Below are 12190 nucleotides of genomic sequence, written 5' to 3' on the forward strand. Positions count from 1 at the left end.
AGCAGAGCTATTCTTTACCATCCCTCACATGGTACTAATGTCAATTACGAATCGATACTTTACATCCGATCCTAATACTCGTTTATATGCTTCGTCAATTTGGTCTGCAGATATCACTTCAATTTTCGGAAAAATATGGTGTTCTGCACAGAAATCTAGCATTTCCTGTGTTTCACGGATACCTCCTATCATAGATCCCGCAAATGAACGACGATGACCAATGAGAGAGAATACATTTATGGGCAGTGGCTCTGAAGGGGCTCCCACGTTTACCAGGGTTCCATCTAATGTTAACAACGAGAGGTAAGCATTCATGTCCACTTTTGCACTAACAGTATTAATTATAAGATCAAACGTTCCAGCAAGCTTATTAAAGATTTCAGGATCGCTAGTGGCATAGTAGTGGTCTGCCCCAAATTGCAACCCATCATCTTTTTTCTTTAATGTTTGTGAGAGAACGGTAACCTCTGCACCCAGGGCGTGTGCAATTTTAACAGCCATATGACCAAGACCGCCCATGCCTACTATCGCGACTTTTTTATCTGGCCCAGCTCCCCAATGGTTTAACGGAGAGTAAGTTGTAATTCCTGCACAAAGTAATGGTGCGGCAGCATCTAATTCGATCCCCTCAGGAATACGAAGTACAAAATCCTCAGTTACAACAATGTGGGTGGAATAGCCACCTTGAGTCGACTCCCCGTATTTGTCCACACCAGCATAGGTAGGTACATTTCCTTTGAGACAATATTGCTCTTCTCCTTTTTGGCAGTTCTCACATTCTCCACAAGAGTCGACCATACATCCAACCCCTACCCGGTCACCAACCTTGTACTTCGTCACTTCGTCTCCTACATCCGTCACAATGCCTGCAATTTCATGCCCTGGTACAAGAGGATAGTTCACACCTCCCCATTCACCGTGAGCAGTATGAATGTCAGAGTGGCATATTCCTGAATATTTTATTTCAATCAAAACATCTTGCCCATCAAGGTCACGTCGTTTAATTTCAGTAGCTCGAAAGGGTTTGTTTGGTCCATCAACGGCTCGTGCTTTAGCAGTGATCAAAGGTAAAACCTCCTGTATTTATAACTTTTCTTCAGAGAATACACTTGTACAGGATGAAGGAAAGAACTCAGGGTTTTGAACTAACCTTTGATTCATTTCCATCCTGCTTCTTCTCTTCTATCACAATGGTAATCCTTATAGTTCACTCTAAGTCAAGGTATTACATTCCTTTGAAATTTACGCCTTTCATCCAGTTTCAATAAATAAAAGAAGTTGTAACCGGATTCTTTATATGAGTTGTAACACACTCTCCATGTCTCTATATACGAGGACTTTGACACTTACTATAAACAGTGATACATTCACCTTAAAACATAGAGTTAACTCTAAATCTAACAAATCTATACGATCCTAAAAAAGGAGATAAGTGATGAAGACATATTCTATAAGCGAAGTTGCTAAAGAGCTGAACCTTACAGCATATACCTTACGTTATTACGACAAGGAGGGGTTATTACCTTTTGTGGAACGATCGCCCAATGGAACAAGATTGTTTAAAAAATCTGACATCGATGCTTTGAACATAATAGAATGTCTAAAATCCACCGGGATGCCCATTAAGGAAATTAAAAACTTTATTGATTGGTGTGCTGACGGGGATGCCACATTGCAGCAAAGGTATGACTTGTTCCTAGAACGAAAGGCCAAGGTAGAGTCACAAATAGAAGATTTAAAGAAGACGATGGCACTCATTGAGCATAAATGCTGGTATTACAAGACTGCTGTGAACGCAGGAACGGAAAATATTCATAAAAACAATAAAATAGAGATCTAGTTCGCTGCTTAATAGCCACTAATACGCATCCGTTATACAGGAGGTATAAATGGCTCTGTATGTAATGCACCATACCTTTTAGACTATAGAACAAACAGCCGATATATTTCGGACAACTACTGGGAAATTTTTAAGGGGACGATGACTATTTGTTTCTTAAGGGAGACGCCCTTTTATTATCTTCGTCTTGTACCTATGCCTGCGTTGCCCCCTGTATATTCGTGTGATTGTCATTAATGATCATAAAAAAGGCTGACCCGGCAGGTCAGCCTTTTTACCTTATTAGCTGCTCTTTGCAGCAGCCAATCTGCTGCGAAGAACCATTTGAAGAATACCGCCATGACGATAGTAGTCGATTTCAACGTCACTATCGAAACGTACAAGTACTTCAAACTCAGTAGTCTTTCCATCTTCATCTGTAGCAATCACGGTTACATGATCACGAGGCTGAACGGTATTATCCACCTTCACATCAAAGGTTTCCTTACCAGTCAGTCCTAACTTCTCAGCGTTCTCGCCTTCTTTAAATTGAAGAGGAAGAACACCCATAAGAACAAGGTTACTGCGGTGGATACGCTCAAAGCTTTCGGCGATAACTGTCTTGATGCCTAGAAGGTTTGTACCTTTGGCTGCCCAGTCACGAGAGCTTCCCATACCGTAGTCTTTTCCAGCCATTACTAAGAGACCAGTCTCATTCTCTTTGTACTTCATAGCTGCATCATAAATAGCCATTACCTCACCAGTTGGCCAGTACGTAGTGTAACCGCCCTCTGTGCCAGGTGCTAGCTGGTTCTTAATGCGGATATTTGCAAACGTACCACGCATCATAACTTCATGATTACCACGACGGGAACCATAGGAGTTAAATTGCGCAGGCTTTAAGCCTTTGCTCATCAAGTATTTACCTGCTGGGCTGTCCTTTGCAATTGAACCGGCAGGAGAAATGTGGTCCGTAGTAACGGAGTCACCAAACTTACCGATCGCGCGCAGTTCATTAAGCTCTTTAATATCCTCTGGGTTCTCAGAAAGATCTTCAAAGAACGGCGGGTTTTGAATGTACGTGGACTCTTCATCCCAATCATATAATGCGTCATTTTCATCGGATTGAAGCTCGTTCCAGCGTTCATTGTTATCGAATACAGACTCATATTCTGACTTAAAGATTTCAGGGGAAACACTTTGAGCGATAAATTCTTTGACTTCCCCGGCGGACGGCCATAAATCTTTAAAATATACATCGTTGCCGTCTTTGTCTTTTCCAAAGGAGTCCTTTTGAATATCAAAGTTCACATTACCTGCAAGAGCGTAAGCTACTACAAGCGGCGGTGAAGCAAGGTAGTTGGCTTTTACAAGGGGGTGAATGCGTCCTTCAAAGTTTCTGTTTCCGCTAAGAACAGAGCTTACAAGCATATCATTATCAGCAATTGCTTCCTCCACTTCCACTGGAAGCGGTCCGCTGTTTCCGATACAAGTTGTACAGCCGTAGCCCACAAGGTTGAATCCAAGCTTGTCCAAATATGGAAGCAGACCGGAATCTTCCAAATATCTTGTAACTACTTTTGATCCTGGTGCAAGAGAGGTCTTCACATAGCCTGGAACCTCAAGACCTTTCTCTACAGCTTTTTTAGCAAGGAGTCCGGCTCCAAGCATAACAGAAGGGTTAGAGGTGTTTGTACAGCTCGTAATCGCTGCGATTGTAACCGCACCTGTTTTCATCGTGGATTTCTTTCCACTTGGATGATCGATTTCTACTTCCTTATCAATATCCTCCGGAGCAAGTCCAAACCCTTGGTTTCCTGCTGGAGCAGACAATGCTTTCACAAACTGCTCACGCATATCTTTAAGAGTGATAAGGTCCTGAGGACGCTTTGGCCCGGAAAGACTTGGTTCAATTTCATTTAACGGAATTTCTACTACTTTAGTAAATGTCGGCTCTTCTGTACCTGGAGTATAGTAAAGGCCGTTTTCCTTACAATAAGTAGAAACCACTTCAATATGCTCTTCACTGCGGCCAGTCAGGCGAAGGTAATTCAAAGCTTCTTGGTCTACTGGGAAAAACCCGCAAGTTGCTCCATATTCAGGAGCCATGTTGGAAATCGTAGCTCGGTCAGCGAGAGGAAGATCTGCAAGTCCTTCACCGAAGAATTCAACAAACTTACCAACAACGTTTTGCTCACGAAGTACTTGTGTTACCTTAAGGGCGACATCAGTAGCTGTTGCTCCCTCAGGAATGGAGCCGCTTAAGCGCACACCAATAACTTCCGGAGCTGGGAAATAAGAAGGCTGCTGAAGCATTCCAGCTTCTGCCTCAATTCCGCCCACACCCCAGCCTAGGACACCAAGGCCGTTTATCATTGTTGTATGGGAATCTGTTCCTACCAGTGTATCCGGGTATGCTTCATAGCTGCCGTCTTCACCTTCTACAGCATGTACTACGGAAGCAAGATACTCAAGGTTCACCTGATGGACAATACCAGTCGCCGGCGGCACTGCACTATAGTTATCAAATGCTTTTGTTGCCCAGCTTAGAAGCTTGTAACGCTCCTCATTTCTTTCAAATTCAAGGTTCATATTTTGCTCTAAAGAGTCGCTTTGTCCAAACTTATCCACTTGAACAGAATGGTCTACGACTAAATCTACCGGAATAGCAGGATTAATAGACTGAGGATCACCGCCAATGTCAGCCATAGCCTTACGAAGAGAAGCTAAGTCTACAACAGCCGGCACCCCTGTAAAGTCCTGCAAGATAACACGTGAGGGCTTAAAAGGTACATCCTCGGCACCACTATTGTCGGCGCTCCATTTTGCCAGACTTTCAATATGCTCTTTCTTGATTACTTTATCATCGTACTGTCTTAGTACAGATTCCAGTAATACTTTCACGGAGTATGGAAGATTAGATACTTTACCTACTCCTGCTTCCTCAAGCGCTTTAATGTCATAATAGTTGTAAGTCTTTCCATTGACAGAAAAGGACTTGCGGGAGTTAAAAACATCATTGTTTTTACTCATTATGTATTCCCTCCTTTTTAAAACTATCATATAACACATTTGGGAAAATGTCGAAGATATTGCTCAAAACTATTGAAAACGCTTTGATACTTGTAGTCGCAAATCTTCCCTATTCAAGAATAGCAAAACTTTTTAAAAATATAAATGGCTTAGTGAAAATATTTTCATCTTTCTGTAATATGTACGAGGAAAAAGGTTGTTGACTGCAACATGCAGCCGTGCTAGTTCTTTTATTTCACCCTCTTGTGATATGTCCTTTTGTAAGATTTCTTTTTTCTGTATGTTTTTCTCCCCTCTGTTTATCCTACGTACGAAAGGAGGGTACAGGATGACGGAAAAAAACACGTATAAAGACCAGAGAAGAAATTCACCTAAAAATACAGACTCAGAAGGAATGCAAGAACCTATGCCAGGTTCAAAAAAAGTAAAACAGCGCAATCACGTCAATCAGGCACATGGAGGCAGAGGATAAATAAGTCCACTTCTTCAAAAAGAAAAAGAAAAGAAAAACGAGCTGAAAGCGTTCATGCCAGCTCGTTTTTCTTTCTATAAAAAGCCTTTGACGACAGCCGCTATGAGGAATGAAAATGTTGGTCAAGAGCGACAAAACGATGAACGAGCACCTCAGTTTCTTCCCAGGTAACGGTACGAAAGTCCAAAATAACACTGTTTCCTTTCGCACGGGCCACAACTGGAGGTTCATCACCGTTTCTCAATAATTTTAGTACTTTTTCAACTATTTCAGCCTCAAGCTCCACTTTCACTGCAAACGTGGATAATGAAACATCCGGCATCGTTCCTCCACCTATTTGTGAGGTTTCTTCAATAAGAGATGCCCTCCAGGAAGTAGCGTCCAAGCCCTTTAAAAAGACCTCTGCCCGGTTCTTTACTTCCTCCTTGCTCTCTAGGACCATTTTACCGACAGGAAGAGTATGTACCCCCTCAATTCCTTTTACGTATGCTTTCAACGTGGCTTCCAAGGCGGCCAGGGTCATTTTATCAACCCTAAGTACTCGGGCCAGTTGATTTTTCTTGAGCTTTTGGATGGTTTCCTTCTTGCCGGCTATAATTCCAGCTTGAGGACCGCCAAGCAGCTTATCTCCTGAAAATGTAACTAAATCGGCTCCTTTTTCAATAACCTCTCTTACAGTAGGCTCGTCTCCAATTCCATGAGAAGAAAAATCATACAACGCTCCGCTTCCCAGGTCTTCATATATTATAAACTGGCTGTCTTGTTTTTTATCTTTTAACGTAATAAGCTCTTCAAGACCCACTTCGGCTGTAAAACCAATCGTTTTAAAATTACTCGTATGCACCTTCATTATCATGCCCGTATCATTATTCAGCGCATTTTCATAATCATATAAATGAGTCTTGTTCGTTGTGCCTACCTCGACTAAGTGTGCACCACTTTCCTCCATTATTGATGAAACACGGAAGGATCCGCCGATCTCTACAAGCTGGCCCCTGGAAACTATCACTTCCTTATTTTTTGCCAGAGCATGAAGGACGAAAAAAACAGCCGCAGCATTGTTATTAACAACCATAGCAGCTTCTGCCCCGGTTACCTCGGTAAGTAAATCTTCGATCAAATCATGTCTGGATCCCCGTTTGCCCTCCCCAATATTATATTCGAGGTTGGAATAATTTGAGGAAGTCATAATCACCTGTTTAATCGCTTCGTCACTCAAGCGCGCCCGCCCTAGATTGGTGTGCAGAATCGTCCCGGTGGCATTAATGACACGTGTAAGTGTGTAGGATTCAAAGGCTTGCACTCTTTTTTTTAATGCATTCAATACATGGTTCTTAAAGGAAGCAGCAGATACGGGAACTGGTGCCTGACCTTGGAGAAGGTCACCTCGCAGCTTCATTACTTCTTCACGAAGCCACTCTGTCAACTTCTCAGATGATACTCCATTCTCCTGAAAGGCCAGGGCTGTATATTCAGGCTCAACCTGAAGCTCATGAATTGGGGGGAGCATTCTTACAGCTTCTTTCATATTATTTCTCACCTTTCTAATCGAGGACGCCTCTTCATCCCAGCTCCCATGAGATAAAAACACGGGCCGTTTTCCAAGAAATAACCGGCCCGCCTGTTTACCTATACTTTAAATTTTGCAATTTCTTCAATCAATTGATCTTCATCTGGGAAGCTGCCCTGTTCAAGCTTTGAGTATACCTTTTCGCCATCAACTGTGACTTCAAAGGCCCCGCCTGAACTCGTTATTAATTCCACAGCGCTGACTGCGCCTCGATATTTATCTAGTAGTTTGTCCGCGAAACTCACGGCTTTTGGAGCAAAGTTTCACTGCATGCAAAATTCCACGGTTACTTTCATAATAAAATCTTCTCCTTTATAATTGATTTCTGAACTTTATTTTAGGATATTGTTTGTCACTATGCAAATGATACCCTTATACTAGTGTAAGCAGCAAAAAAGGAATTTACAGGAGGTGTCCTAATATGAGCAAAGAAGATAAAATCAGGCTAACTAGTCTTTCCTCAAAAGCTGGCTGAGGATGCAAAATTGGTCCAGAAGACCTGGCGCAAGTTTTGCGTCACTTACCAGAACGAGAAGCTGATCCAAATTTGTTAGTCGGTACGAACACCTCTGATGACGGGGGCGTATATCGTTTGACCGACGACCTTGCTCTTGTGCAAAGCGTTGACTACTTCACTCCGATCGTGGATGATCCATATATGTTTGGCCAAATCGCTGCTGCAAATGCATTAAGCGATATTTATGCGATGGGAGGAAAACCAAAGACGGTCTTAAATATCGTAGGTTTTCCAATCAAGTCTCTCCCTGACGAAGTTTTAGCAGGGATTATGAAAGGAGCTTCTGATAAAGTAGCAGAATCAGGAGCAACCATTGTAGGCGGCCATTCTATTGATGACAGTGAACCCAAATTCGGACTGGCTGCAACTGGAATTGTCCACCCTGACAAGATATTTAGAAACCAGGGAGCTAAACCTGGCGATGTTCTTGTCTTAACAAAACCGATCGGGGTTGGCGTCCTTACAACTGGCATCAAACGTGAGGTTGTCACAAAAGAACAAGAAGAAGCCGTTACCCGGACAATGGCTGCACTTAACAATAAGGCAGCTGAAGCTCTGGATTCTTTCCATCCAAGTGCTGTAACAGATGTAACAGGCTTTGGATTACTCGGTCATGGATATGAAATGGCAGGCTCCAGCGATGTTACCTTTTCATTTGAATATGACCGGATTCCTGTCCTTGAAGGAGCCTTGCAGCTTGCCGAGGAGGGAATAATCCCCGGTGGCTCAAAGGCCAATGCCAGCTGGCTTGAATCTATCATTTCCTTTGATGACCGACTAAGTAAAGCTCAGCAGCTTTTATTGTGTGATGCCATCACGTCAGGTGGTCTCCTTGTAGCATTGCCTGAAGAAGAAGCTGACCAATATGTCGAGGCCCTTCATACAAAAGGAATTCATGAAGCAGCCATCATCGGCCATGTGACAGAAAGAACAGAACGACCGATTGAAGTAAAATAGCGTATAATAAACCCCTTGGAAAAGCCCAAGGGGTTTATTCATCGTAAATCCTATTATATGCCTTGTCATCAAGCTCCTCAGGGCGTCCATCAAAAGCAAGCTTTCCTTCTTTTAAGCCAATGATTCTCGTTGAAAACTTCTTGGCAATCTCAACATCATGGATATTGATGATCGTTACCAGGTTTTTTTCGTCATGAACGGAACGAAGAATCCCAAAGATCGACTTAGCCGTACTTGGATCAAGGCTTGCTACTGGCTCATCTCCAAGAAAAATATCAGGTTGCTGCATAAGGGCGCGAGCAATTCCCACTCGCTGTTTTTGTCCACCGCTGAGAGCCTCAACTCTTCTTCCTGCCATTTTCTCCAGGCCAACTTGTTCAATGACACTCTTCCCTTCGTTCTTTTCCTCCTCCGAATATAAGCCCAGTAGATTCTCATACCATTTCTTTTGGCCAAACCGCCCGGTCAGCACATTTTGAAGCACAGTCATCCTGGGGATGAGGTGGAAATGCTGAAAGATCATGCCGGCCTTTGTCCTAAGCCTTCGCTTATCCTCATCTGATAAGGAGTGAACAGAATAGTCATCAACAAAAATTTCTCCTGAACTTACCTCCTGGAGGGCGTTTATGGTCCGGATAAAGGTTGATTTTCCAGCCCCGCTCCTTCCAAGCACACCAATAAATTCTCCTTTTTGAAATGATAAAGACAAATTATCAATAGCCGGATCAGCGGCTCCTGGATATTTTACCGTTACATTTTCTAATATAATCAAACCTTTCCCTCCTTCCTTAGATCACTCGTTTCCTTACATATGAGCCAAACATATCTACCATTATGACAAGAAGCATAATAAGTAAAATGCTCACTGCCATCGCTGTATAATTAAAGCTTTGAAATTGATTAAAGAGCTGCTGGCCAATCCCGCCCCCGCCAATGAATCCAAGGATTAAAGAGGTTCTAATAGCGACTTCGAACCGATAAAAATAATGAGATAAAATATTCGGCCAAATTTGCGGGACGATAGCAAACAGACTTGCAATCCGCCTTTGAGCTCCTACTGACTTCATTGCTTCATGGGGGCCTGGATCAGAAGCTTCAATCAACTCGGATATCAGCTTTCCAAGGACTCCAATATTATGAAGTAAAATAGCAAGAACAGCTGCAAAGGGGCCTAAACCGATAACCACCACAAAAACCAGACCAAAGACAATCTCAGGGATGGACCGCAGGCCGGATAAAGAAAAGCGGTTGAACGTATAAGCCGTTCTGCTTCTGCTTGTGTTGGAAGCAGACGCAAAGCTGAGTGGCAGAGCAATAATAAGCGCAAAAAAAGTACCAAGGAAAGCCACTGCCAATGTCACCAGGGATTCCCTGAGCAGCAAAGGAAGCAGAGACCATTCCGGTGGCAAAAAACGGTTTTGTATGAAAGTAAAAGCATCTGTAAACTGAGCAAATCTTTCAAGCTCAAAGCCCGTTTCCCTCATGCTCCACCAGGTGATCGCTAGTAAGATAACTCCATAAAGGAGGTATCTTTTGTGGAACCAAATCATGTTTTCAACCCTTTCCCCAGTGTTTCCAAAACCAGGCTGACAGACAAAGTCGGAAAGCCTCAGTTTTCGACAGGTAGATGTTCATTATGAAAAAAGCCGGTCTGGCTGAAATACGTCAACCGATGACCGGCTAAAACAAAGCGTGATTAATCCAGAACCTCAGGATCGAGCATATCAAATTCTCTTGCTGCCTCAAGGACGTCTTCATACTGGCTGTCATCCGCTTCCACAAATGCTGAAGCCCCGCCAAAGATATTTAAAATTCCTTCGTCTTCTATGGCAATAAACGCCTCTTGAATCGCTTCAATTTCGTCCTCTTCCATATCGTGAGGGACAACCCATGGGTATTGATAGAGCTGCTCTGACTCCCAGATAACTTTAATCTGGTCATCGTCGACTGCTCCTTCTTCTACCAGTGCATTATAAATAGCACTATCTACAGCCCCGGCATCAACTTCCTGGTTTTGAACCACTTGTGAAGTAATGTCATGAGAGCCGGTGTACCGAACGCTGGCAAATTCATGATTATTTTCATCTTCAAATACTCCCCGCTGGTTCAGCTCAAGTCCAGGGATCAAAGAGCCTGACGTTGAGGAAATACTGGCGAATGCAAAGTCAATTTCCTCCCTGTCTTCAAGAAGCTCATCAAGGTCGTCCCACGGCGCTTCCTCATGGGTAATAATATATGAATAGTAATACGGAGCCCCGTCAATTTCCTGAGTTAAAATAGCCTGGGCTCCGCTTTCTTCGTGAGCAATTAAATAAGTAAGTGGCCCTAAATAAGCAAGGTCAATATGACTGTAGTTAATGGCTTCAACCACAGCGTTATAGTTAGGGTAATGCTCTACCTCTACTTCTCTGTCCAGGCTTTCTGACAATGTTTCTTCCAGACGATCAAGACCGTCCTGCATTTCACCTATTGACTGAGCAGGGATCACTGCGACTTCTAATACATCATCGTCGCCCTCACCGGCCATTTCGTCTTCCCCAGGCTCTTCTGCTTCTTCTTCCCCGGCTTCCTCTTCTGTTTCTTCTACCTCTGTCCCTTCATCCACTTCCTCCTGTCCATCTTCCTCTCCACAGGCTGCGAGGGTGCCTGCAAGAATAATACCTGTACACAACATAGTAAACTTTTTCATAGGAGAACATTCATCCTTTCACAATTTTCTTATCATTTCCAAAACGTACAAATATTCATTCCATAACGGAATACGATTGCGTTATTAAGCTACCATTGTTTAAGATAATTGTAAAGTTATATGCATACCAAAGGCGGTGGACATACATGAACGAAAAATGGCTTTCAACCTTTGTTGTTCTTGCTGATCAAGAAAGCTTTTCCAAAGCAGCTGATACACTTCACATATCTCAGTCTGCTGTGACCAAGCATTTAAAGGCTCTGGAACAAAAACTTGGTGTCTCTTTAATTGACCGGGATCATTTCACATTGACCGAGGAAGGAAAATGGGTGTATGAAAAAGCTAGTGAATGGCTGACAGAGTGGGAGGATTTAAAGGAAAGATGCTCTCAAAGAGGGGAAAGCTGGAAAAAAACGTTCCGCATAGGTGCAAGCACCACACCCGGAACCTACTTTCTGCCAAAGTTGTGCAGCATTTTTATAAAAGCCTATCCTGACATTCGCCTTTCTTTGCAGGTTGATGATTCAGAAACCATCTCTGCTTCCTTAAAGAAAGGAGATTTAGATATGGCGCTCACCGGGGCCTTCCATACTCATCCTGAGCTTATGGTCGTCCCTCTTATCGAAGACAGGCTTGCAATTATTGGACCTTCTAATCCTGATAAAAAAAAGATAACTTCAATGGAGGAACTCCAGCATCTTCCTTTTATTAAACGAAAGGAAGGGTCAGGCACATTTATCGCGGCAGAAAGAGGATTAAATGAATGGGGCGGGTCGATGGCTGAGCTTGAAACCGCAGCTATTTCACCTACGACAGAGTCCATGCTTTCACTGGTTGAAGCAGGCATTGGATATGGATTTGTGTCTGATCTTGCACTGCAGCATGAAAAGAAAAGAAATGTTGGGCGCTACGGATTTCTCCCCTCGAGCAGAACCTTTTATGCCTCTTACCTTCAACACGGTGAAAATCTTCATGAAAGCGAGGCATTTACAAAGCTGGCGAAAAAAATGCTTCCTATGTAAAAACAGTAAAAGAAGATCACCGCCCACAAGAGGCTCTGCGATCTTCTTTTCACTACCTTCACTCAAAAAAGAAAGGACTAGAGAGGGGCTACTCCCTTTTAAAAAAGGAAG

General features: G+C 43.1%; 10 protein-coding genes and 1 pseudogene. 4 read left to right on the forward strand and 7 right to left on the reverse strand.

What is annotated here, in order from left to right; genetic code table 11:
- Positions 1–24: 24 nt before the first annotated feature.
- The gene (locus CEF17_RS08440) at positions 25–1065 is read right to left on the reverse strand and encodes an NAD(P)-dependent alcohol dehydrogenase (protein ID WP_100399139.1); all 1041 of its coding nucleotides are present in this window, start codon (positions 1063–1065) and stop codon (positions 25–27) included.
- A 370-nt stretch (positions 1066–1435) separates the two neighbouring features.
- Here CEF17_RS08440 and CEF17_RS08445 point away from each other — a divergent pair, with 370 nt between their 5' ends.
- Entirely contained in the window at positions 1436–1840 is a 405-nt protein-coding gene (locus tag CEF17_RS08445) for a MerR family transcriptional regulator (protein ID WP_100399140.1), read from the forward strand.
- Between the two features lie 282 nt (positions 1841–2122).
- Here CEF17_RS08445 and acnA read toward each other — a convergent pair whose 3' ends face one another.
- Positions 2123–4852 carry an aconitate hydratase AcnA gene (gene acnA, locus CEF17_RS08450; protein WP_100399141.1) on the reverse strand — a complete coding sequence of 910 codons (2730 nt, stop codon included), beginning with the start codon at positions 4850–4852 and terminating at the stop codon, positions 2123–2125.
- A gap of 328 nt (positions 4853–5180) precedes the next feature.
- On the opposite strand from acnA, the gene CEF17_RS08455 reads away from it, so the two are divergent.
- Positions 5181–5324 (forward strand): small acid-soluble spore protein P, encoded by a 144-nt coding sequence (locus CEF17_RS08455; protein ID WP_083465514.1) that lies wholly within the window; start codon positions 5181–5183, stop codon positions 5322–5324.
- A 100-nt stretch (positions 5325–5424) separates the two neighbouring features.
- Here CEF17_RS08455 and selA read toward each other — a convergent pair whose 3' ends face one another.
- Both selA and CEF17_RS08465 read right to left on the reverse strand, forming a co-directional pair.
- Positions 5425–6852 (reverse strand): L-seryl-tRNA(Sec) selenium transferase, encoded by a 1428-nt coding sequence (gene selA, locus CEF17_RS08460; protein ID WP_100399142.1) that lies wholly within the window; start codon positions 6850–6852, stop codon positions 5425–5427.
- 101 nt (positions 6853–6953) lie between these two features.
- Positions 6954–7145, reverse strand: a pseudogene (locus CEF17_RS08465) (Rdx family protein); the annotation flags it as partial.
- 170 nt (positions 7146–7315) lie between these two features.
- Between CEF17_RS08465 and selD the strand changes: the two are divergent.
- A complete protein-coding gene (selD, locus tag CEF17_RS08470) occupies positions 7316–8368 on the forward strand; it encodes a selenide, water dikinase SelD (RefSeq protein WP_100399144.1) in 1053 nt (350 codons plus the stop codon).
- A 34-nt stretch (positions 8369–8402) separates the two neighbouring features.
- On the opposite strand, the gene phnC is transcribed toward selD, so the two are convergent.
- The 3 genes from phnC to phnD form a co-directional block, all read right to left on the reverse strand.
- Positions 8403–9140 carry a phosphonate ABC transporter ATP-binding protein gene (gene phnC / locus CEF17_RS08475; RefSeq protein WP_100399145.1) on the reverse strand — a complete coding sequence of 246 codons (738 nt, stop codon included), beginning with the start codon at positions 9138–9140 and terminating at the stop codon, positions 8403–8405.
- A 16-nt stretch (positions 9141–9156) separates the two neighbouring features.
- Positions 9157–9918 (reverse strand): phosphonate ABC transporter, permease protein PhnE, encoded by a 762-nt coding sequence (gene phnE / locus CEF17_RS08480; protein ID WP_100399146.1) that lies wholly within the window; start codon positions 9916–9918, stop codon positions 9157–9159.
- 146 nt (positions 9919–10064) lie between these two features.
- Positions 10065–11057, reverse strand: a complete 993-nt coding sequence (phnD, locus tag CEF17_RS08485; protein WP_100399147.1) for a phosphate/phosphite/phosphonate ABC transporter substrate-binding protein — start codon at positions 11055–11057, stop codon at positions 10065–10067.
- Positions 11058–11203: 146 nt separating this feature from the next.
- Between phnD and CEF17_RS08490 the strand changes: the two genes are divergently transcribed.
- Positions 11204–12079, forward strand: coding sequence for a selenium metabolism-associated LysR family transcriptional regulator (locus tag CEF17_RS08490; protein ID WP_100399148.1), 876 nt, complete (start codon positions 11204–11206; stop codon positions 12077–12079).
- Positions 12080–12190 lie beyond the last annotated feature (111 nt).

The organism is Bacillus sp. FJAT-44742 (assembly GCF_002797315.1).
In the GTDB taxonomy this organism is placed as follows: Bacteria; Bacillota; Bacilli; order Bacillales; family Marinococcaceae; genus Thalassorhabdus; species Thalassorhabdus alkalitolerans.